Annotated in this window: 21 protein-coding genes; 15 read left to right on the top strand and 6 right to left on the bottom strand. The window is 72.5% G+C overall.

The features are described 5' to 3' along the window. Nucleotides 1-193 precede the first annotated feature (193 nt). From EGX94_RS01890 to EGX94_RS01875, 4 genes are all read left to right on the top strand, one after another. The gene (locus EGX94_RS01890; protein ID WP_021797647.1) at nt 194-1954 is read left to right on the top strand and encodes a CTP synthase; all 1761 of its coding nucleotides are present in this window, start codon (nt 194-196) and stop codon (nt 1952-1954) included. After that, nucleotides 1951-2613 carry an NUDIX domain-containing protein gene (locus EGX94_RS01885; protein ID WP_028707085.1) on the top strand — a complete coding sequence of 221 codons (663 nt, stop codon included), beginning with the start codon at nt 1951-1953 and terminating at the stop codon, nt 2611-2613. Before EGX94_RS01890 ends, EGX94_RS01885 begins: the two co-directional genes overlap by 4 nt. Further along, a complete protein-coding gene (locus tag EGX94_RS01880; RefSeq protein ID WP_377173071.1) occupies nt 2606-3550 on the top strand; it encodes a tyrosine recombinase in 945 nt (314 codons plus the stop codon). Before EGX94_RS01885 ends, EGX94_RS01880 begins: the two co-directional genes overlap by 8 nt. 185 nt (nt 3551-3735) lie before the next feature. After that, nucleotides 3736-4722: an IS630 family transposase gene (locus tag EGX94_RS01875; RefSeq protein ID WP_123825823.1), complete on the top strand. Its 987-nt coding sequence runs from the start codon at nt 3736-3738 to the stop codon at nt 4720-4722. Here the strand turns inward: EGX94_RS01875 and EGX94_RS01870 are convergent. Next, on the bottom strand, nt 4668-5033 hold the full coding sequence (locus EGX94_RS01870; RefSeq protein WP_043120434.1) for a type I-G CRISPR-associated protein Cas7: 366 nt from the start codon (nt 5031-5033) through the stop codon (nt 4668-4670). The two genes, EGX94_RS01875 and EGX94_RS01870, sit on opposite strands and share 55 nt — an antisense overlap. Nucleotides 5034-5288: 255 nt before the next feature. Between EGX94_RS01870 and EGX94_RS01865 the strand changes: the two genes are divergently transcribed. After that, nucleotides 5289-6731 (top strand): mannitol dehydrogenase family protein, encoded by a 1443-nt coding sequence (locus tag EGX94_RS01865; protein WP_028706948.1) that lies wholly within the window; start codon nt 5289-5291, stop codon nt 6729-6731. A gap of 40 nt (nt 6732-6771) precedes the next feature. Further along, complete coding sequence (locus tag EGX94_RS01860) at nt 6772-7803, top strand: LacI family DNA-binding transcriptional regulator (protein ID WP_021798957.1); 1032 nt, start codon at nt 6772-6774, stop codon at nt 7801-7803. A 6-nt stretch (nt 7804-7809) separates the two neighbouring features. Here the strand turns inward: EGX94_RS01860 and EGX94_RS01855 are convergent, their stop codons facing one another. Genes EGX94_RS01855 through EGX94_RS01840 form a run of 4 tightly spaced genes read right to left on the bottom strand, consistent with a single transcriptional unit; the run spans nt 7810 to nt 12169 of the window. Continuing rightward, on the bottom strand, nt 7810-8982 hold the full coding sequence (locus tag EGX94_RS01855) for a glycoside hydrolase family 32 protein (RefSeq protein ID WP_192962675.1): 1173 nt from the start codon (nt 8980-8982) through the stop codon (nt 7810-7812). Nucleotides 8983-9029: 47 nt separating this feature from the next. Next, on the bottom strand, nt 9030-9869 hold the full coding sequence (locus EGX94_RS01850; RefSeq protein WP_043123605.1) for a carbohydrate ABC transporter permease: 840 nt from the start codon (nt 9867-9869) through the stop codon (nt 9030-9032). Between the two features lie 9 nt (nt 9870-9878). Then, nucleotides 9879-10787, bottom strand: coding sequence for a carbohydrate ABC transporter permease (locus tag EGX94_RS01845; RefSeq protein WP_043123617.1), 909 nt, complete (start codon nt 10785-10787; stop codon nt 9879-9881). 2 nt (nt 10788-10789) lie between these two features. Then, nucleotides 10790-12169: an ABC transporter substrate-binding protein gene (locus EGX94_RS01840; protein ID WP_021798955.1), complete on the bottom strand. Its 1380-nt coding sequence runs from the start codon at nt 12167-12169 to the stop codon at nt 10790-10792. Nucleotides 12170-12323: 154 nt separating this feature from the next. On the opposite strand from EGX94_RS01840, the gene EGX94_RS01835 reads away from it, so the two are divergent. The 6 genes from EGX94_RS01835 to EGX94_RS01810 are packed head-to-tail and all read left to right on the top strand — an operon-like array spanning nt 12324 to nt 16984. After that, complete coding sequence (locus EGX94_RS01835; RefSeq protein WP_021798954.1) at nt 12324-13211, top strand: ParA family protein; 888 nt, start codon at nt 12324-12326, stop codon at nt 13209-13211. After that, on the top strand, nt 13196-13531 hold the full coding sequence (locus EGX94_RS01830; protein WP_021798966.1) for a hypothetical protein: 336 nt from the start codon (nt 13196-13198) through the stop codon (nt 13529-13531). Before EGX94_RS01835 ends, EGX94_RS01830 begins: the two co-directional genes overlap by 16 nt. Nucleotide 13532: 1 nt before the next feature. Then, nucleotides 13533-14405: a segregation and condensation protein A gene (locus EGX94_RS01825; RefSeq protein ID WP_021798949.1), complete on the top strand. Its 873-nt coding sequence runs from the start codon at nt 13533-13535 to the stop codon at nt 14403-14405. Next, nucleotides 14398-15126, top strand: coding sequence for an SMC-Scp complex subunit ScpB (scpB, locus tag EGX94_RS01820; protein ID WP_021798950.1), 729 nt, complete (start codon nt 14398-14400; stop codon nt 15124-15126). Before EGX94_RS01825 ends, scpB begins: the two co-directional genes overlap by 8 nt. Further along, nucleotides 15104-15853, top strand: coding sequence for a pseudouridine synthase (locus EGX94_RS01815; protein ID WP_021798964.1), 750 nt, complete (start codon nt 15104-15106; stop codon nt 15851-15853). Before scpB ends, EGX94_RS01815 begins: the two co-directional genes overlap by 23 nt. A 60-nt stretch (nt 15854-15913) precedes the next feature. Continuing rightward, nucleotides 15914-16984, top strand: coding sequence for an FKBP-type peptidyl-prolyl cis-trans isomerase (locus tag EGX94_RS01810; RefSeq protein ID WP_021798963.1), 1071 nt, complete (start codon nt 15914-15916; stop codon nt 16982-16984). 40 nt (nt 16985-17024) lie between these two features. Here EGX94_RS01810 and gluQRS read toward each other — a convergent pair whose 3' ends face one another. After that, the gene (gene gluQRS / locus EGX94_RS01805; protein ID WP_021798951.1) at nt 17025-17963 is read right to left on the bottom strand and encodes a tRNA glutamyl-Q(34) synthetase GluQRS; all 939 of its coding nucleotides are present in this window, start codon (nt 17961-17963) and stop codon (nt 17025-17027) included. A 37-nt stretch (nt 17964-18000) separates the two neighbouring features. On the opposite strand from gluQRS, the gene EGX94_RS01800 reads away from it, so the two are divergent. From EGX94_RS01800 to EGX94_RS01790, 3 genes are all read left to right on the top strand, one after another. Continuing rightward, nucleotides 18001-18966 (top strand): helix-turn-helix transcriptional regulator, encoded by a 966-nt coding sequence (locus EGX94_RS01800; protein WP_021798961.1) that lies wholly within the window; start codon nt 18001-18003, stop codon nt 18964-18966. Beyond that, the gene (locus EGX94_RS01795) at nt 18963-19976 is read left to right on the top strand and encodes a helix-turn-helix transcriptional regulator (protein WP_021798958.1); all 1014 of its coding nucleotides are present in this window, start codon (nt 18963-18965) and stop codon (nt 19974-19976) included. The genes EGX94_RS01800 and EGX94_RS01795 overlap by 4 nt, the downstream gene beginning before the upstream one ends. A gap of 122 nt (nt 19977-20098) precedes the next feature. Then, nucleotides 20099-20374: a twin-arginine translocase TatA/TatE family subunit gene (locus EGX94_RS01790; RefSeq protein WP_021798953.1), complete on the top strand. Its 276-nt coding sequence runs from the start codon at nt 20099-20101 to the stop codon at nt 20372-20374. Nucleotides 20375-20387 lie beyond the last annotated feature (13 nt).

The raw sequence follows: 20387 nt of genomic DNA, 5'->3' as shown, positions 1-20387 counted from the left end.
GGGCTCGCGGCCGGGGCGTTCCCCGTGTCGCGGTCATGGCGTCCTGTCCGTGGATGGTGCGCGGTTGACGTCCCAGGGCTGCATTCATCAGGGGCCGGCTGGACCAGCCGCCCGCGGTCTGATCCTGCTGATCCTGGCCCGGACGCCGCGGCCGCTCGCGTGCGGGGCCGCTCGTCCTCTATGCTGAAGGCCCGTGGGGAACGCCAAGCAGACAAAGCACATCTTCGTCACCGGAGGCGTTGCCTCCTCCCTCGGCAAGGGCCTGACGGCATCGAGCCTCGGCAGCCTCCTCGTCGCGCGCGGGCTGTCCGTGACGATGCAGAAGCTCGACCCGTATCTCAACGTCGACCCCGGGACGATGAACCCGTTCCAGCACGGCGAGGTCTTCGTCACCGACGACGGCGCCGAGACCGACCTCGACATCGGTCATTACGAGCGCTTCCTCGACCGCTCCCTGTCGGCCCGCGCCAATGTGACGACCGGTCAGGTCTACTCGACGGTCATCGCCAAGGAGCGCCGCGGCGACTACTTGGGCGAGTGCGTGCAGGTCATCCCGCACATCACCGACGAGATCAAGCAGCGCATGCTCGGCGTGGCCCAGCCGGGCGACGACATCGTCATCCACGAGATCGGCGGCACCGTCGGCGACATCGAGTCGCAGCCCTTCCTGGAGGCGGCCCGTCAGGTCCGCCACGACATCGGCCGCGACAACACCTTCTACATCCACGTCTCGCTCGTGCCCTACATCGGCCCCAGCCACGAGCTGAAGACCAAGCCGACCCAGCACTCCGTCGCGGCGCTGCGCAGCGTCGGCATCCAGCCCGACGCCCTCGTGTGCCGCTCGTCGATGGACCTGCCCGAGGCCATCAAGCGCAAGATCGCCTTCAGCTGCGACGTCGACGCCGAGGGCGTCGTGGCCTGCCCCGATGCCCCGAGCATCTACGCCATCCCCAAGGTGCTCCACCACGAGGGCCTCGACGCCTACGTCGTGCGCATGCTCAACCTGCCCTTCCACGACGTCGACTGGACCTCCTGGGACGACCTGCTCGCGCGTGTCAACCGGCCCCATGAGGAGATCACCATCGCCCTGGTCGGCAAGTACATCGACCTGCCCGACGCCTATCTGTCGGTCGTCGAGGCCATCCGCGCCGGCGGCTTCGCCAACTGGGCGCGCGTGCGCATCCGCTGGGTCGCCTCCGACGGCTGCGAGACCGACGAGGGCGCGGCCGACCAGCTCGGCGACGCCGACGGCGTCGTCGTGCCCGGCGGCTTCGGCATCCGCGGCGTCGAGGGCAAGCTCGGCGCCATCCGGTACGCCCGCGAGAACCGGATCCCGATCCTCGGCCTGTGCCTGGGCCTGCAGTGCATGGTCATCGAGGTGGCCCGCGACGTGGCCGGCATCGCCGACGCCGCCTCCAGCGAGTTCGAGCCCGACAGTCCTGACCCCGTCATCGCCACGATGGCCGAGCAGAAGTCCATCGTCTCCGGCGAGGGCGACATGGGCGGCTCGATGCGTCTCGGCGCCTATCCGGCCGAGCTCCGGCGCGGCTCGATCGTCGCCGGCCTGTACGGCCGGACGAGGGTCTCCGAGCGCCACCGGCACCGCTACGAGGTGAACAACGCCTACCGCGAGCGGCTCGAGGAGGCGGGCATCATCTTCTCCGGGCTGTCCCCGGACCGCAACCTCGTCGAGTTCCTCGAGCTGCCCGCCGACCAGCACCCGTTCTTCGTGGCCACCCAGGCGCACCCCGAGTTCACCTCCCGCCCGACCCGGGCGAACCCGCTGTTCCGCGGCCTCGTCGAGGCGGCCATCGAGCGCCACAAGGCCACCCACCGGCCGGTGCGCACCGGATCCGCCAGCAAGAAGACCGGCACCCGCCGCTCCCGCGCCACCAAGGCGCGGACGACGACCCGCCGCGCCGGCACCCGCCGCAGCGCTGGTGAGCAGCAGTGAGCGGGCCCGTCGACACCGTCGAGCACTGGCCGATCGTGCACCACGAGGTGGAGGCCGTCGGGAAGGTCTGCTCCTTCGTCGAGGACGAGGTGCGCCTGCCCGACGGCGGCACGATGCGGCGCCAGTGGGTCACCCATCCGGGGGCCGTCGCCATCATGGCCCTCGACGAGCGCGGCCGGGTCGCCGTCGTGGACCAGTACCGCCACCCGGTGGCCGCCCGGCTCGTCGAGCCGCCCGCCGGCCTGCTCGACGTCGCCGGCGAGGACCCGCTCGCCGCCGCCCGGCGCGAGCTGGCCGAGGAGGCCATGCTCGCGGCCGACGACTGGCGTGTGCTCGTCGACCCGTTCACCTCGCCCGGCGGCCTCCAGGAGGCCGTCCGCGTCTACCTGGCGCGCGGCCTCCACCGGGCCCCGCACCCCGACGGCTTCGTCGCCGAGGACGAGGAGGTCGACATGGGCGTCAGCTGGCGGCCCCTCGACGAGCTCGTCGAGGACGTCTACGCGGGCCGCCTCCACAACCCATCGATGGTCTCCGGGACCCTCGCACTGGCCCTGGCCATCGCGCAGGACCGGCTCGACTCGCTGCGCCCCGCCGATGCGCCGTGGCCGGCCCGCGCCAACCAGCTCGCCCGCGACGCGGAGCTCGATGGGCTTGGCTGAGCCGGATGCCCTGCGGGACTGGGTCGAGGGCTACCTCGACCACCTGAGCGTGGAGCGCGGACTGTCGGCCAACACCCTCGCCGCCTACCATCGCGACTTGGAGCGCTACACCGGCCATCTGCGCGCCCGCGGCATCACGGACCCGGCCCGGGTGGACCGGGCCGTGCTGGCCGACTACGAGCAGACCCTGGCCGCCGGTGACGAGGAGCACGGGCCGCTGGCCCCCGCGAGCGTGGCCCGCGCCGTCGTGGCCGTGCGCAGCCTGCACGCCTTCGCCGCCGCCGAGGGCCTCGCCCCCGACGACGCAGCGGCCTCCCTCCGTCCGCCCAGGCCCGGCCGGAGGCTGCCGCGCACCCTCACCGTCGACCAGGTGTCGACCCTCATCGACTCCGTCGAGCGCGAGACCCCCGTCGGGCTGCGCGACGGGGCGCTGCTGGAGCTGCTGTACGGCACCGGCGCGCGTATCAGCGAGGCGCTCGCCTGGGACGTCGACGACCTCACCCGCGTCCTGGACGATCCCGACGCCGGGCTGCGCGTCATCGGCAAGGGCAACAAGGAGCGCCTCGTCCCGCTCGGTGGCTACGCCCGGCGGGCCGTCGAGGCCTGGCTCGTGCGCGGGCGCCCCGTGTTCGCGGCCCGGGCCGCCGGGGCGACGCCGGCGCTGCTCCTCAACACCCGCGGGGCCAGGCTCAGCCGCCAGAGCGCCTGGGAGATTCTCCAGCGCCGCGCGCGGGCGGCCGGCATCACCGAGCGGATCGGCCCGCACAGCCTGCGCCACTCCTTCGCCACCCACCTGCTCGAGGGCGGCGCCGACGTGCGCGTCGTCCAGGAGCTGCTCGGCCACGCCTCCGTGACGACGACCCAGATCTACACCGAGGTCACCGTCGGCCACCTGCGGGAGGTGTATGCGAGCGCGCACCCGCGGGCGCGCGGCTGAGGGCGACGCGAAGAGAATTTTATTCATCCACAAAGCGATGGCTGACATGAAACGAAACCGTATTTTTCGTGGATTTCCTGTGCCGTTTCGGATATGATTGGAACATGTAGGTCGGGGTCACCCCGGAAGAAACCGCCGTCCTGATCAGGTGGAAGAAGCGTTCCGACAATCATGTGCTGGTCCGGATGAAAGCAGAAGCGATCCTGTACGCCTCTGAAGGAGTCGGAATCGACATCATCGCGAAGATGGTTGAGCGGGCCGAGAGGACAGTGCAGGAATGGCTGGCCGACTGGCAGGCCACCAGGATGTGCTCGGTCCTGACCGGCCATGCGGGGAACCAGAACGCGGCAAAACTCACCCGCGACCAGAAACAAGAACTCAAGAAAATCCTCGCCCAGCCGCCCTCCCAGACGGGCATCCACGCCGGGTTCTGGGACGTCCCAGCGATACGTGACGTCGTGAAGATCATGTTCGACGTGGAATACCAGTCGGACTCCTCGTACCAGCTGCTCCTGCGCTTCTGCGGGCCGAGCTTCGAACTGCCCGACCCGTTCGACAAGCACCGCAACGAGAAAGCCGTCACCAGACGCATGACCGAGGTGAAAACCCAAGTCAAAGTCCTATTGGACGCCGGCTGGGAGGTCTACACGGCAGACGAGGCCCGCTTGGAGCACGAGGCCTGGACCCGCCGCATGCAGCCCCCGAAAGGACAACGCACCAAACTGTCCGTGGACCGGCAGAGGACGTCCCAGTCCTTCTTCGGCGCCCTCTCGCTGACCAGCAAGAAGGTCAAACTGTACCCGATCGAGGGCAACCAGAACACCGAGCAGACGATCCTCGCGCTGGAACGACTCCAACGCGAAACCGAGACAGAGAAGATCGCGGTCGTCCTGGACAACGCCCGATTCCACCACGCGAAAGCGTTGACCGCCCTCTACGAGCCCGGCCGGCTGCTGGAGCGCATCACCCCTGTTTTCCTGCCGCCGTACGCGCCCGATCACAACCCGGTCGAGCACATCTGGAACGCGGCCAGGAACAACATCGCGAACATTCAGCACGAGACCCCCGAAGAAACCCTCGGCGCGTCCGCCTCATACATCGCCGGCCGAACATTCGACTACGACTTCGAGCACCTCCCACCCCGCGAAACCAGAAACGATTTTGTTTCATGACGGCCGTAGTCGACGCGCATGCGGGGCATCCTGCTCAGCGCGGGGTCGCCCTCGTGGACGGCCAGCGCGATGGCATCCTCCACGCGATTGAGCTGGCTGGCCTTGCCGTCGACGACAACCGCGCTCTGGGGCCGCCCGTCGATGAAACGCGTCTCGTAGGCGTAGGTTCCGTTCCGCCCCCGCGTGTACCGGGCCGGGGCGATCCCCGCATGCGGGCCCGCTGCGGGAGCGAGCTCGGTGACCGAGGTGAGCACGCTCGCCCCGCCGGCGTGGCAGGCGGAGACCAGATCTTCGTAGGTGAGGGCATCCATGGTGGTGGTTCCTTCCGACAGTGAGCTGTGTGAATCCTGATTCCGATCATGGCAGTCGGCACTGACATTTCCTGGATGACGGGGCTGGCCTCGGGTGAGAGTTCGCAGGGCAACGCATGGCACGGCATGGGCAGGCGGGGCCGGCGTGCGTCATCCTCGACTGGGGCCGCGGCATCGCCTGCCACGGCGGCCACGGCGGCCACCGGCCCGATGCGGTCGGGGGATCATGATGCGGTTCGGGAGGACGGGGACGCGATGGAACGACTCTCCAGGGCGACACTGACGAACGCGAACACCGAGGGCGTCACGCTGCCGCCCCCCGGCTGGGACGGCCAGCGCACCGGCATCGTCCACCTGGGCATCGGCGCCTTCCACCGCGCCCACCAGGCCGTCTACACCCAGGACGCCTTCGCCGCCACCGGCGACGACCGCTGGGGCATCTGCGGCGTCACGCAGCGCTCCGACCGCGTCAAGCGCCAGCTCGCCGACCAGGACGGCCTCTACGGCGTCCTCGAGCGGGCCGTCGACCACACCGGCGTGCGGGTCGTCGGACAGGTCCGCGAGGTGCTCTACCCGGCCGAGCAGAACGCCGAGCTCATGGCCCGCATCGCCGACCCGGCCACCCGGGTCGTCACCCTCACCGTCACCGAGAAGGGCTACCGCCGCGACGGCTCCGGCCGCCTCGACCTGGCCGACGAGGGCGTCGCCGCCGACCTCGCCGGCGGCGAGCCGGTCACCGCCGTCGGCCGTCTCGTCCGCGGCCTCCAGGCCCGCCAGCGCGCCGGCGCCGAGCCCGTCACCGTCGTGTGCTGCGACAACCTCACGAGCAACGGCCGCGTCCTCGAGCGCCTCGTCGGCGGCTTCTGCACCGCCCTCGGCGACGACGAACTCACCGGCTACCTCGCCTCGAACGTGTCCTTCCCGTGCACGATGGTCGACCGCATCGCGCCGGCCACCACCGACGCCGACCGCGCCCTGGGCCGGGAGATCCTCGGCCTGCGCGACGAGGGCCTCGTGACCGCCGAGCTCTTCACGCAGTGGGTCATCGAGGACCGCTTCAGCGCCGAACGACCCGCCTGGGAGCGCGCGGGCGCCCAGCTCACCGACGACGTCGAGCCCTTCGAGAACATGAAGCTGCGCATCCTCAACGGCACGCACTCCACGCTGGCCTACGCAGGCGCCCTGCGCGGCTACCCGACGATCACCCGCACCATGGCCGACCCCGAGCTGGCCGAGCTGGCCCGCGAGCTCATCACCGAGGACGTCATCCCGGTGCTCGCCTGCCCGCCCGGCGAGGACCTGGCCGCCTACGGCGCCGAGGTGCTCAAGCGCTTCTCCAACCCGGCGCTGGCCCACCGCACCACCCAGATCGCCATGGACGGCTCGCAGAAGATCCCGCTGCGCCTGCTCGGCACGATCCGCGACAACCTGGCCGCCGGCCGCACCCCCCGCCACGCCCTCGCCGGCGTCGCCGCCTGGATGGCCTATCTCGCCACCGGCGAGGCCCACGGCCTGGCCTTGCCCATCGACGACCCCATGGCCGACCGGCTGGCCGTCGTCCGCGGCTCGAAGGACGCCCGGGGCATCGTCGGAACCCTTCTGGGCATCGAGGAGGTCTTCGGCACCGACCTGCCCGGCAACGCCCTCGTGCACGACCTGCTCGTCGACGACGTCGCGGAGCTGCTCGCCCGGATCTGATGCCCCGTCGGCGCCCGGCGGCATGGCATCATGACAGGTGATGCGCACGACACCGGGAACCGGGCGGGCCGCGCCGACGAACCGCAGGATCACCTCCTACGACGTGGCCCGGGCCGCCGGCGTCTCGCGCAGCGCGGTCTCGCTCGTGCTCAACGGCAGGGCCGACGGCGTGATCTCCGCGGAGAACCAGCACGCGGTGCGGGCGGCCGCGAAGAGGCTGGGCTACCGGCCCAACCGGGTCGCCCGCAGCCTGCGCGACCGGCGGACCCATCTGCTCGGCGTCGTCACCGACGTGACCTCGGGCCCCTACGGCGGCGGCATGATCACGGGCGCGACGATCAGGGCCGCGGAATCGGACCACCTGCTGCTCGTCATGGACGCCCGGGGGCGCCAGCAGGACGAGGAGGCCATCGGGGCGCTGCTCGCACGGCAGGTCGACGGCCTCATCATCGCGCCGGGCAGCCTGTGCGAGTGGCGTCCGGGCGAGGCCTTCGGCCAGGTGCCCGGGATCCTGCTCGACGCGACCGACCCGGACGGGCGCGCCACGTGCGTCGTGAGCGACGAGGTCGGCGGCGGCCATGCGGCGACCCGCCTGCTGCTGGACGCCGGCCACCGCGACATCGCCCTGCTCACCGGCCTGCCCGCCCAGGTGGCGACCGGGCGCCGGCTGGCCGGTCACGAGCTGGCCATGAGCGAGGTCGGCGGGGCCTGCCGGGTCATCACCTGCGGCTGGGACATCGACGACGGGCTGCGCGAGGGCGCCCGCCTGCTGGACGGGCCGGACCGGCCCACGGGCATCGTCTGCGCCAACGACCGGGTGGCGGCCGGCGTCATGCTCGCCGCCGCGCGGGCCGGCGTCGACGTGCCCGGGGAGCTCTCCGTGGTCGGCTACGACGACGACCCGAGCATCGCCGCGCAGCTGGACCTCAGCACGATCGGCCTGCCGCACCGCGCGATGGGGGAGCGGGCCGTCGAGCTGCTCCTCGCCGCGATCGCCGGGCAGCGCCTCGAGCCGGGCGAGCTGCTCGTCCCCGCCCCGGTCGTCGAGCGCGGCTCCGTCCGGGCGCGCTGAGCGTTCTCAGCGCAGGGCCCGCGCCGAGACCGTCCCCCCGCCCAGGACCCGCCACGTCGAGGCCGCGGTGGGGTAGACGCGGGTCGTGCGGCAGTCGTCGTCCGAGAACACCTCGACCAGCGAGCCGTCGACGAGCACCTGCGCGCGGCCGGGCAGCTCGACCCGTCCGGGCCCCTCGGCCCCGGCGCAGACCAGGACCCCCGGCCCGCTGGTCGTCACGGCGAAGGCCGGCGCCTCGGCGACGGACCAGCTGCCGTCCAGGTGCTCGGCGCGATGCGCCAGGTACTCGGCCGCGGGGGCGCTCACGAGGCGCCCGTCGCGCAGGTGCAGCTCCCGGGGCGTCGTGAGCGTCCCCGCCCAGCCGTGCCCGGCGAGCCAGGCCTCGTCCCGGTCGAGTTCGCGCGCCCAGCCCCACATGAGGGCCCTCTCCCCGTCGACGAGCACCTGGGGGGCGTAGAAGGGCCACCCGGCGTCCACCGTCCCGCCCTCGTGCGGCACGAACCGGGGCGTCGGGCCGTCGGCGAGCTCGCCGCGCAGCCACCGCACGCCGGCGAGGAGCGCGCGGCCGCCGTCGGTGCGCAGGAGCGAGACGATCAGGACCCACTGCCCGTCGATGCGCACGAGGTTCGGGCACTCCCAGACGTCGGCCGGGGCGAGCTCGCGCGCCACGGGATCCCGCCCGTCGAGCAGGGTGCCGAGCAGCCGCCAGTCGGAGAGGTCGGTGGCGTCGTGGACGAGCACCCGCGCCGTGCGCCCGGGGCCGCCGTGGCCCTGCACGATGCAGCGGCGTCCTCCGATCCGGACGGCGAAGGGGTCGCGCGTGCACGCCCCCGGCGGGCCGATCCGCTCCGCGCTCGGTCGCCCGGCCCGCGTCCACGCGGACAGGTCGGCGCTGCCGGTGGCGGTGCGCCCGACGGCGTTCTCCGGCGCGTCGGGCACCGCCGTGTAGCAGATGGTCGGCGTCGTGCCGTCCATGACGAGGCAGCCGCTCCAGCAGCCGGCGGCGTCGAGCCCCCCGGGAACGGGCTCCATCGCGATCGGCTCCTCGCGCCAGTGGGCGAGGTCCGCCGAGCTCGCATGGCCCCAGGCGATGCGCTCGTGCCGGGGCGCGTGCGGGTTGTGCTGGAAGAACACGTGCCAGCGTCCGCCGGCCCGGCACAGCCCGTTGGGATCGTTCACCCAGCCGCGTGCCGGGCGGACGTGGAGGCCGGGGAGGGCGGGGTCGGTCACTTCACGGCCCCTGCGGTGAGACCCTCGCGCAGCGGACGCTGCCCGAGGACGAAGACGACGAGTGCGGGGACCATCGAGAGGACGACCCCGGCGAGCACGGTGGCCATCGAGCCGCTGCCCATCCGCCCCTGGAGGCTCACCAGCCCCAGCGGCAGGGTGAAGTTGTCCTCGCTGATCGTCATGATGAGCGGCCGGAAGAACTCGTTCCAGATCGCGTTGAACGCCAGGATCCCGACGATGGCCAGCCCCGGCGTCGCCAGCGGCAGGTAGATCCTGCTGAAGATCCGCCAGGGGGAGGCCCCGTCGACCTGGGCCGCCTCGCCGAGACTGTCCGGGATGCCCATGAAGTACTGCCGCATGAGGAAGGTGCCGAACGCGGTGGGCAGGGCGGGCAGGACGAGGGCCAGCAGCGTGTCCGCCAGCCCCATGCCGCGGATGAGCATGAACACCGGCACGATCGTCACCTGCATGGGGATCATCATGGTGGCGAGGATCACGCCGAACAGCAGGTTCGAGCCCCGGAAGCGCAGCCGCGCGAAGGCGTAGCCGGCCAGCGCCGCCGTGGCCATCTGGCCGAGGGCGCACAGCCCGGTGACCAGCGTGGAGTTCCAGAACAGGCGCAGGACGTCGACCTGGGAGAAGACGTCCCGGAAGGCCGCCAGGCCGAGGCGGCGGTGCCCGGTCTCGTCGAGGGGGGTGAGCGCCGTGACCAGGGTCCAGACGACCGGGCCGAGGGTGAGGACGAGGGCGACGCCGAGCACGGCCACCCGCGTCCCGAAGAGGACGCGTGCTCCGCGGCGGGCCTGACCACGGGTGCTGACGGATGCGGATGACATCGCGGATCCTCACATGTAGAAGACGAAACGGCGGGACAGGCGGAACTGGAGCCAGGTGGCGATCATGATGATGACCATGAGCAGGAGGCCGATGGCAGAGGCGAGGCCGAAGTGGAGCTCCTGGAACGCCGACTGGTAGATGACCATGACGGCGGTGCGGGTGGAGTCGCCCGGGCCTCCCCTCGTGAGCACATAGGGCTGGTCGAAGATCTGCAGTGCCGAGATGATCGCCATGACGCTGGCGACGAGCATCGTCGGGCTGATGAGGGGCAGCGTGATGCGGGTGAGCTGGCGCCAGCCGCTCGCCCCGTCGATGTCGGCGGCCTCGTAGACGTCCTTGGGTATCGAGGCCAGGCCGCCGACGAACAGCAGGAAGGTGAAGCCGAAGTTCTGCCAGACGTAGACGAGCACGGTGACGCACATGGCGCCCGTCGTCGTCGTGAGCCAGCCCACCGGGCCCAGCCCGACGAGGCCGAGGATCGCGTTGACGGTGCCGAAGTCCTCGTTGAACAGATAGCTCATGATGAGGGAGACCGAGGCGGCGGACAGGATGAGCGGGAAGAAGAAGGCCGACCGGAAGAAGGCGCGCAGCCAGCCCGGCATCCGCGTCTGCACGAGCACGGCGAGGACGAGCGCCACGAGGATCTGCAGGGCGACGGCGACGACGACGAAACCGAAGGTGTTGAGGAAGGACACCCGGATCGTCGGGTTCGTCGCCACGGACGCGAAGTTGTCGAGACCGACGAACTCCGGGGTCGAGACGATGTCCCAGTCGAAGAAGGCGAGGAGGATCGAGGCCGCCATGGGGAGGAGGGTGAAGAGCCCGACCCCGATCACGGTGGGGGCGAGGAGGCAGGCGGCGAGCCTGCCCTCCCCGCGGCGGGCGGCGGCGCGTGTGCTGGAGGAGACGTGGGCCATGATCACTCCCGGGCCAGTGCCAGTTCGAGGTCGCGCTGCAGGTTGCTCAGCGCCGTCCGCACGTTCTCCCGTGAACCGGTGACCGCGTTGAGGACGTTCTTGAGGAGGGCGGTCTCCACCGCCGCCTCCTGCGGAGGCGCCGGGATGGGGGCCGTCGTGGGGAACCGGTCGAGCGTGTCGTAGAAGACGCCCCAGTGCTCGGGCCCGGTCGGTGCGTACAGCTCCGCGTTGTACGAGCGGCGCGCGGAGCTGGAGTCCGGTTTCGTCTGGGCGATCCGCATGCCCCGGGGCGAGACGACGAACTTCAGCCACTCCCAGGCCGCGTCCTTGCGCTCGGACGACTTCATGATCGCGTAGCCCGAGGCCCCGAACTGGTGCTGCTGGGTCCGGTGACCGGGGAAGTAGGCGACGTCGTACTGGTCCTTGGCCATGCCGGCCTCCGAGAGGCCGTTGACCCAGTAACCCCCGGACGGGGTCATGCCGATGACGCCGGTGCTGAAGCGGCTCACGAGCTCGTTGCCCCCGCCCGAGGCGGGGGAGGAGCCGAGGTCCTCGGCGATGAGCTCCTGCATGAACTCGAAGGCCTCGAGCACCGCGGGGTCGTCGGCGTTCGGCTGCTCCCAGCGGTGGCCCCCGGACCGGTCGTGCTCGTCCGGGTAGAACTCCTGCCACAGCCAGTCGCCGCCGGCGAACCGCTCGGGCTTGAGGAAGCTCGTGCCGTTCGTGTACAGCCAGGGCACGATGCCGCCCCACATCCGGTTCGTCCAGAAGAAGGGCCGGAAGGTCCCCGTGGCCGCGGACCGCATGGCTCTCAGGAGCTCGCGGAAGTCGTCCCAGGTCCAGTCGTCGGCGGGGCGGTCCAGCCCGGCCGTCTCCAGGGCCTGTCGGGAGAAGAACATGTTCGCCGCGTTGAAGCTCAGCGGCAGTTGGAAGAGACTGCCCTGATACATGAAGGCCTCGATGAGCGAGGGGTGGACGTCGGCGAAGAACTCCCGCAGCTCGTCGCGGTCGCGCCTGACGTACTCGTCGAGCGGTTGGGCGAGCCGCTCGGCGAAGAGCTGGGTGCCCTCGGTGGCGACCATGACGACGTCGGGGGCCGTGCCGGCGGCCACGAGGGTGAGGATCTTCGCGAAGAAGTCGCTCCAGTCGGTGCCCTGGATGGGGGTGATGCGGACGGGGATGTCGGGGTGGACGTCCTGGAAGGCCCTGATCAGTCCTTCGTCGGCCGCGGCGTCCTGCGCGGTGCCGTTGAGGGCGATCGTCAGGGCGTCGGAGCGGCGCCCCTCGATGTCGAGCCCGGTGAGCCGCCGCCAGGAGAGCGCCGTGCCCAGTGCGGCGACGGCGCCCAGGCCCAGGGCCGCGCGACGCGACAGTTCTGGCATGTCAAGCCTCCTCGATGAAGCATAACACGTGTTATGTTAAGTGCTCCCGGCCCGACTGTCAATGGTTCCGACCGCCGCCCGGGCCGTTGTCGGCGTGCGGGTCGGACACAGGGGTGACTACGCTGGTCCCACCAACGTCGTGAGGAGCCCACTGATGACATCGGAGAATCTGCCCGGTCTCGGCGCGGACGCCCCGGCCGAGGAGCCCGACCCGATGGGTCGGCCCATGCCGGAGCTCGTCGTGCCGCCCCCGGCCGAGGGCCCCCGGCGGGCGGTGGTCATCGCCCTGTGCAACCAGAAGGGCGGCGTCGGCAAGACCACGACGACGATCAACCTCGGCGCCGCCCTGACCGAGCTCGGACGCCGGGTGCTCCTCGTGGACTTCGACCCCCAGGGATCGGCCTCCCTCGGCCTCGGAGTGCACCCGCACACCCTCGAGCGGAGCATCTACAACCTGCTGCTGAGCGCCGAGTACGACGTCGACGACGTCGTCCTGCCGACCGATGTGCCCGGCATGGACCTCATGCCGGCCAACATCGACCTGTCGGCCGCCGAGGTGCAGCTCGTCGGCGAGGTCGCCCGCGAGCAGACCCTCAAGCGCGTCCTCGACCCGCTGCGCGAGCGCTACGACTTCATCCTCATCGACTGCGCGCCCTCCCTCGGGCTGCTCACCATCAACGCGCTCACCGCCTCCGACCGCGTCATCATCCCGCTGGAGTGCGAGTACTTCGCGCTGCGCGGCGTCGCCCTGCTGTCCGACACGATCAACAAGGTCATCGACCGGCTCAACCCCGAGCTGCGCGTCCTCGGCGTGCTGGCCACCATGTTCGACGGCCGCACCGTGCACACCCGCGAGGTGCTCACCCGTGTGCTGGAGGTCTTCGGCGACGAGGTCTTCCACACCGTCGTGCGGCGCACCATCCGCTTCCCCGAGACCACCGTCGCCGGCGAGCCCATCACCACCTACGACTCCGGCTCCCCGGGCGCCGCGGCCTACCGCATGCTCGCCAAGGAGGTGCTGGTCCGGTGCCACGAAGGGTGAGCCTGCCCGGGGCGGAGGAGTTCTTCCGCCCCACGCAGGGCGCCGTCCCCGCCGACCCGCGGGCCGTCGCGCGGCAGGACGGTCCCGACGCCGGGCCCGTCGGCGCGACGAGCGGGCGGGTGCGCCACGACGAGAAGATCACGATCTACCTGTCCGGCGAGGAGCTGCTCGGGCTCGAACGGGCCCGTCTGGCCCTGCGCGCCCGGCACCGCGCCTCTGCCGACCGGGGCCGCATCGTCCGCGAGGCCATCGCCATCGCCCTGGCCGACCTCGCCGCCAACGGCGAGGCGTCCGAGCTGGTCAGGCGCCTGAGGGCCTGAGATGGCCGAGGACGGCGGCGCGCAGCCGGACCGGGTCGGGGCCGGCGGCGAGCACGGCTTCCACGTGAGCCTCGACAACTTCGACGGTCCGTTCGACCTGCTCCTCCAGCTCATCAACAAGCACCGGCTGGACATCACCGAGGTCGCCCTGTCGCGGGTGACCGACGAGTTCATCGCCCAGGTGAGGGCCGCCGGGGCGCGCTGGGACCTCGAGCGCACCAGCAGCTTCCTCGTCGTCGCGGCGACCCTCCTCGACCTGAAGGCGGCCCGGCTGCTGCCCAGCGGCGAGGTCGACGACCCCGAGGACCTGGCCCTGCTCGAGGCCCGCGACCTGCTGTTCGCCCGGCTGCTCCAGTACCGCGCCTTCAAGCGGGTCTCGGTGCAGTTCGCCACCCTCATGGACGCCGAGGCCCGCCGCTTCGCCCGGCCCGGCGGTCTCGAGGACGAGTTCCGCGGGCTGCTGCCCGAGGTGACGATCCCCGGCGGCGCGGAGCGTCTGGCTCGGCTGGCCGTGCGCGCCCTCTCGCCGCCCGACGTCGTGACGATGCCCCTGGAGCAGCTGCACGTCGTCACCGTCAACGTCGGCGAGCAGGCCAGGGTCCTCGTCGACCGGCTGCGCGACTGCGGCCGGGCCAGCTTCCGTGCGCTGACCGCCGGCGCCGACAGGATGACCGTCGTCGCCCGCTTCCTGGCCCTGCTGGAGCTCTTCCGCCAGGCCGCTGTGTCCTTCGAGCAGCTCTCCCCGCTGGGCGAGCTCACCGTGCGCTGGACCGGGCGGGCCGACGGCGAGCTGTCCATCAGCGACGAGTTCGACGTGCCGGCCGGTCAGGAGCCGACCGGGCCCGACGAGCAGACAGGAGAGCGCCATGAGTGACGAGGAGCGGCCCGTGCCCGCCGACGACGACCGGCAGGACGCCGAGGAGCGGCCCGTGCCCACCGCCGAGGAGATCTCCGGCCTCCTCGAGGCCCTGCTCCTCATGAGCGAGGAGCCGGCCGACGAGACGATGCTCGCCGAGGCGGCCGGGGCGCCCGTCGGGATCGTGCGCGAGGCCCTCGACGGGCTCGTCCGCCACTACGACGAGGGCGGGCACGGCTTCGAGCTGCGCCGCGTCGGCGGGGGCTGGCGCTACCACACCCGCCCCGAGCACCACGACCGGATCGCCGCCTGGGTGCGCGCCGGCGGCAGGAACCGGCTCTCCCAGGCCGCCATGGAGACCCTCGCCGTCATCGCCTATCTCCAGCCGGTGCCGCGGTCGCGGGTCTCGGCGGTGCGGGGCGTCAACGTCGACGGCGTCGTGCGCACCCTGCTCGCCCGGGACCTCGTCGACGAGCAGGGCGCCGACGCGTCCACCGGGGCCGGCCTGCTCGTGACCACCGACCACTTCCTCGCGCGGCTAGGCTTGGACAGCCTGAGCGGGCTGCCCGACATCGCGCCGCTGCTGCCGGACGCCTCCGCCCTCGAGGCGGAGCTCTCCCGGCTCGCCCGTCCCGCCGAGGACGCCGACGCCGAGGCGCAGGACGCCGACGAGACCGCCGGGCGGCGCGCGGACGAGGACGAGGGACAGGAGCACGATGAGCCGGACCAGCGACCGTGAGGAGACCGAGGGCATCCGCCTGCAGAAGGCGCTCTCCCAGGCCGGCGTGGCATCGCGCCGGGCCGCCGAGGCCATGATCGAGGAGGGCCGCGTCGAGGTGAACGGGCGCGTCGTCACGACCCAGGGCCTGCGCGTGGACCCCGGGCGCGACACGATCCGCGTCGACGGCGCCCGCATCCCGGCCCCGCGCCGCCACACGTACCTGCTGCTCAACAAGCCCCGCGGCGTCGTGGCGACCATGGACGCCCCCGAGGGCCGGGAGACGCTCGCCCAGTACGTGCCGCGCCACCAGCGGCTCTACCACGTGGGGCGCCTCGACACCGACACCGAGGGTCTCATCATCCTCACGAACGACGGCGAGTTCGCCCACCGCCTGGCCCATCCCAGCTACGAGGTGCGCAAGACCTACCTCGTCGACGCCGAGGGCCTCATCGACGACCGGGTCCTGCACCGACTCGAGAAGGGGCTGCGCCTGGAGGACGGGCCGATCCGGCCCGACCGGGTCAGGCTCGTCTCGCGCGGGCCCTCCCGCACCCTCGTGCGGATCACCCTGCACTCGGGGCGCAACCGCATCGTGCGGCGCATGATGGACTCGGTCGGGCACCCGGTCCGCCGGCTGGCCCGCATCGGGATCGGGCCGGTCAGGCTCGGCGACCTGGCCAGCGGCGGGACCCGCGAACTGACCCGTGAGGAGCTCGGCACCCTGCTCGACCTCGTGGGCATGTGAGTCGGCCGGTCCCGTGCGCTGCTGCCCGGTCGTGGGGCCGGCGACGGGTAGCATGACCGCGTGCCAGTTCATTCCAGTGGATCCGTCCCCGCCGCCCGCGCGCTGTCCCGTCGGCGCGTCGCCGCGGCCCTGCTCGTCCCGGTCGTGCTGCTCGGCGCGGCCGGGTGCGGCAAGAGCGAGGCCTCGTCGGACCAGTCGTCGTCCGCCTCCGCCCCGAGCAGCGCGAGCCCCGAGGCGAGCGAGTCGACCAGCCAGGCCCCGGCGACGATCATCGACAACCTCGACCAGATCGACGTCGAGGGCGAGCCCGGGCAGGCGCCGACGGTCAGCGCCTCCTGGCCGCTCGGCGTGAACGAGACGATGAGCAAGGTCCTCGTGCCCGGCGACGGCGCCGAGGTCACCGAGGGCGGCTCCGTCGAGGTCAACTACCACGGCGTCGACGGGCGCACCGGCGACGTCTTCGACGAGAGCTACAGCTCCGGCAAGACCGCCACCTTCTCGCTCGGCCAGGTCATCGCCGGCTTCTCCAAGGGACTGACCGGCAAGCACGTGGGCGACCGCGTGCTCCTCGGCGTCACCGGCGCCGACGGCTACGACTCCTCCGGCGGCGCGTCGAGCGCGGGCATCGAGGTGGGCGACTCGCTCTTCTTCGTCGTCGACATCGTCTCGACGACGCTGACCGCCCCGTCCGGCGACACCGTCCCCGTCGACGACCCGAACCTGCCCGCCGTCACCTGGGACAACGGCGTCAACAACCCGTCGGTGTCGATCCCGTCCGGCGTCGACGCCCCGGGCGAGCTCAAGGTGCAGCCCCTCATCAAGGGCAACGGCGCGCAGATCGCCGACGCCGGCGCGACGGTCACCGTCAACTACCTCGAGGTGGCCTACTCCGACGGGCACGTCATCGACTCGACCTACGGCGACGGCAACCCGACCCCGCAGAGCGGCGCCCTCGGCTCGCTCATCGACGGCTGGCAGCAGGGCCTCGTCGGCCAGACCGTCGGCAGCCGGGTGCTGCTCGTCGTGCCCGGCTCGCTGGCCTATCCGAACGGCAACGCGAGCCCCGCGATCGACCCGAACGCGACCCTCGTCTTCGTCGTCGACATCCTGTACCAGCAGACCTCCTCCTGAGCCGGGGTCCGCGCGCGGCCGGTCGGGCGGTGCGCACGGGTCAGCCCACGACCGACGGGGGAGGGGTCCACGGCCTCGCCAGCGCCCCGTCGTGGAGCGGCCCGGCGCCCCCGTCCCCGGCGTCCAGCAGCTGCGCCAGCAGGGCGCGGGGGCTCTCGGCGGGAGGCAGGCCGCACGAGTCCGACAGGAGCCGGAAGACCCGCCCGGCGTCCGTGCCGGCCGCCTCCAGACGCCCGAGCGTCACCGCCCCGTCGCGCTTGGCCAGGCGCCGGCCCTCGCTGTTCACGACGAGACCGACGTGGGCGTACTCCGGCGCCCGGGCGCCGAGGCGCTCGGCGAGCCAGGCCTGACGAGGGGCCGAGGGGAGCAGATCGGCGCCCCTCGTCACCTGGGTGACGCCCTGGAGCGCGTCGTCGACGACGACCGCCAGGTTGTAGGCGGGCGTCCCGTCGTTGCGCTGCAGGACGAAGTCGTCCACCTCGGCGGTGACCTCGCCCGCGAAACGGTCGTGGATCGTCCGGACCGCCCCGCCCGCCCTGACCCGCAGGGCCGCCGGACGAACCGCACGCCGGGCCGCGCGCTCGACCCCGGACAGCCCCGCGCAGGTGCCGGGGTAGGGGCGCCACTGCCCGTGCGGGGCGCTGGAGGCCTCGGCGATCTCGCGGCGCGTGCAGTAGCACTCGTAGCGGTCCAGCCCGGACGTCGCGTCCCGGTACAGGTCCAGTCGCTCGCTCTGGCGCACGACCGGCCCGTCCCAGTCCAGGCCGATGGCCTCCAGATCGCGCAGCTGCCGGTCGGCGACCCCCGGGGCGGCCGCGGCCCGGGCACGGTCGAGGTCCTCGATGCGCACGATGAAGTCCAGCCCGTCCGCGCGGGCGAACAGCCACGCCAGCAGGGCGGTGCGTAGATTGCCCAGGTGCAGGTCGGAGGTCGGCGAGGGGGCGAAACGGCCCGCCCCGCCGCGGCGGGATGCGTCCACCCGTTCATCGTGGCACGACGCTGGTAGCGTTCGGACCGTGGCGCAACGAACATCCGAGAGGCTCCTCAACCTGACGATCGCCCTGCTCAGCGCCCGTCACTGGGTGACCAAGGGGCAGCTGCGCGAGCTCGTCACCGACTACCGCCGGATGAGCCCGGTCAACTTCAACCGCACCTTCGAGCGCGACAAGGAGGCCCTCCGCGCCCTCGGCGTGCCGATAGCGACGGGCAGCGACGAGGCCTTCTTCGAGGACGAGCCCGGCTACCGGATCACCCGCCGCGACTTCGAGCTGCCCCCGGTCGACTTCGACGCGGACGAGCTGTCCGCCCTGGCGCTCGCCTCCCGCGTCTGGCGCGAGGCGAGCGCCGCGGACGACACGATCAGCGCCATCGCGAAGCTCCGCGCCGCCGGCGCCCAGGTCGACTCGCGGCGCTTCGAGGCCCTCGCCCCGCGCATCAGCGCGAGCGAACCGGCCTTCGACGTGTGCTGGCAGGCCACCCTCGACCGCACCCGCATCGCCTTCCGCTACCGGGGGGCCGACGAGCTGCGCACCGTCCAGCCGTGGCGCCTCGTCTGGCGGCGCGGCAGCTGGTACCTGCTCGGCCTGGACGAGGGCAGGGACGCCCCGCGCATGTTCAAGCTCGGCCGCATCAGCTCCGGGCCCACGACGGTCGGCGCCCCCGGCGCCTTCACCGTCCCCGCCGACGTCGACCTGGGCGGGCTCTCGCGCTCCTTGGAGCCCGCCGGCCCCGACGCCAGCGCCCTCGTCGCCGTGCGCGCCGGCTTCCAGCCCGCGCTGACCAGGCGCGGAAACCCCGCCGCCGGGCCCGGGGGCCTCGCCCTGCCCGAGGACTTCGCCTGCTGGCGGATCGAGTACTCGTCCCGTGAGGACATCGCCGCGCAGCTCGCCGCCGCCGGGCCCGACGCCGTCGTCCTCGAGCCCGCCGAGCTGCGCGTCGAGGTCGTGCGCCTGCTCCGGATCAGCGCGAGGAGGCCGGCATGAGCACGAGTGCGGAGCAGGTCCAGCGCATGCTCGTCGAGGTCCCCTACCTCATGACCAACCCCGGCATCGGCGTCGACGAGGCCGCCGAGGCCTTCGGCATCACCCCCGCGCAGCTCGGCAGGGACCTCCAGGCCCTGTGGATGTGCGGTCTGCCCGGCCAGGGCGGGGGAGACCTCATCGAGATCGACATGGACGCCGTCGAGGACAGCGGCGTCATCCGACTGGGCAACGCCGACTACCTCTCCCGCCCCATGCGCTTCACCCCCGACGAGGCGACGAGCCTCGTCGTCGCCCTCGAGGCCGTCGCCGAGCTCGCCACCGGGGAGCTGTCCGAGGCCGCGACCCGGGCCCGGCGCACCCTCGAGGACCTCGTTGCCGGCGCACCGGCCGACCGCGTCGAGCTGCGCCTCTCCACGGGCGACGACGCCGTGCGCGCCGGCCTCCGCCGGGCCATCGGGACGGGCTCGCGGGTGCGCCTCGTCTACGACAACGCCAGCCGCGGCAGGACGACGCGCCCGCTCGTCGACCCGGCCGTCATCGAGACGCGCGGGGGCATCGCCTACCTCCACGCGTGGTCGTCCGGCCGGGAGACGGACGGGGACGCCCCCGGGGGCACGGGCGGCGCCCGGCCCGGCTGGCGCACCTACCGGCTCGACCGCATCACCGGGGTCGAGGAGACCGGCGAACCGGCCGCCGACCACGGCGAGGCGCCCGTCCAGCGGCCATGGTTCGACGACGCCCAGCAGACCGTCACCCTCGACCTGGCCGCCCCGGCCCGCTGGATCGTCGAGTACTGCCCCACGACGAGCGTCACCGAGCTGGCGGACGGGGCCGTGCGGGTCGTCCTGCCGGTCGGAGACCCGGGCTGGGTGAGTGGGCTGCTACTGCGCCTGGGCGACCGGGTGCTCGCCGTCGAGCCCGCCGCGGCGGCCGAGGGGGCGCGCGAGCGCGCCCTGGCCGGGCTGGAGCTGAACCGAGAGCTCTTTGGTGAATCCGCGTACTCTGGCTGACAGGCACTGCGGGCGGCTGGGCGCCGCCCGGACCGGTGCCGATGACACGAGCGGCGTCGACGTCGGCGACCGCACAGCACCCGTCGGCGCCGCCGGCGGTCCCTCTTCAAGGAGACACGACAATGAATCTCGGCTGGCAGGAACTCCTCATCCTCCTGGGAATCGTCATCCTGCTCTTCGGCGGCACCAGGCTGGCCGGTCTCGGTCGGGCCTCCGGCAAGGCCATCCGCGAGTTCAAGGAGGAGACCGAGGGGCTCAACGCCACGAAGGGGCCCGGGGGCGCGGCCGCCGTGACGCCGGCCCCCGACGAGGAGCAGCCGGCCCGGCCCGCCGAGCAGTCCTCGCCGCCCGAGACCCCCGAGGGCGAGGCCACGAACCGGGCCGCAGAGGGCGCCTGAGGCCCCCGGGCGC

It is taken from the genome of Propionibacterium acidifaciens (assembly GCF_003798325.1).
GTDB classification, from domain to species: Bacteria; Actinomycetota; Actinomycetes; order Propionibacteriales; family Propionibacteriaceae; genus Propionibacterium; species Propionibacterium acidifaciens.
The sequence above is the reverse complement of the archived record's forward strand: the minus strand, read 5'-3'. Positions and strand labels throughout refer to the sequence as shown.

Coding starts and splice junctions, on each gene's coding strand:
- EGX94_RS01790 (WP_021798953.1), top strand. CDS start 20,099: ATGAATCTCGGCTGGCAGGAACTCCTCATCCTCCTGGGAATCGTCATC.
- EGX94_RS01875 (WP_123825823.1), top strand. CDS start 3,736: ATGAAAGCAGAAGCGATCCTGTACGCCTCTGAAGGAGTCGGAATCGAC.
- EGX94_RS01835 (WP_021798954.1), top strand. CDS start 12,324: ATGACATCGGAGAATCTGCCCGGTCTCGGCGCGGACGCCCCGGCCGAG.
- EGX94_RS01840 (WP_021798955.1), bottom strand. CDS start 12,169: ATGCCAGAACTGTCGCGTCGCGCGGCCCTGGGCCTGGGCGCCGTCGCC.
- EGX94_RS01795 (WP_021798958.1), top strand. CDS start 18,963: ATGAGCACGAGTGCGGAGCAGGTCCAGCGCATGCTCGTCGAGGTCCCC.
- EGX94_RS01865 (WP_028706948.1), top strand. CDS start 5,289: ATGGAACGACTCTCCAGGGCGACACTGACGAACGCGAACACCGAGGGC.
- EGX94_RS01845 (WP_043123617.1), bottom strand. CDS start 10,787: ATGGCCCACGTCTCCTCCAGCACACGCGCCGCCGCCCGCCGCGGGGAG.
- EGX94_RS01860 (WP_021798957.1), top strand. CDS start 6,772: ATGCGCACGACACCGGGAACCGGGCGGGCCGCGCCGACGAACCGCAGG.
- EGX94_RS01825 (WP_021798949.1), top strand. CDS start 13,533: ATGGCCGAGGACGGCGGCGCGCAGCCGGACCGGGTCGGGGCCGGCGGC.
- EGX94_RS01850 (WP_043123605.1), bottom strand. CDS start 9,869: ATGTCATCCGCATCCGTCAGCACCCGTGGTCAGGCCCGCCGCGGAGCA.
- EGX94_RS01815 (WP_021798964.1), top strand. CDS start 15,104: ATGAGCCGGACCAGCGACCGTGAGGAGACCGAGGGCATCCGCCTGCAG.
- EGX94_RS01870 (WP_043120434.1), bottom strand. CDS start 5,033: ATGGATGCCCTCACCTACGAAGATCTGGTCTCCGCCTGCCACGCCGGC.
- scpB (WP_021798950.1), top strand. CDS start 14,398: ATGAGTGACGAGGAGCGGCCCGTGCCCGCCGACGACGACCGGCAGGAC.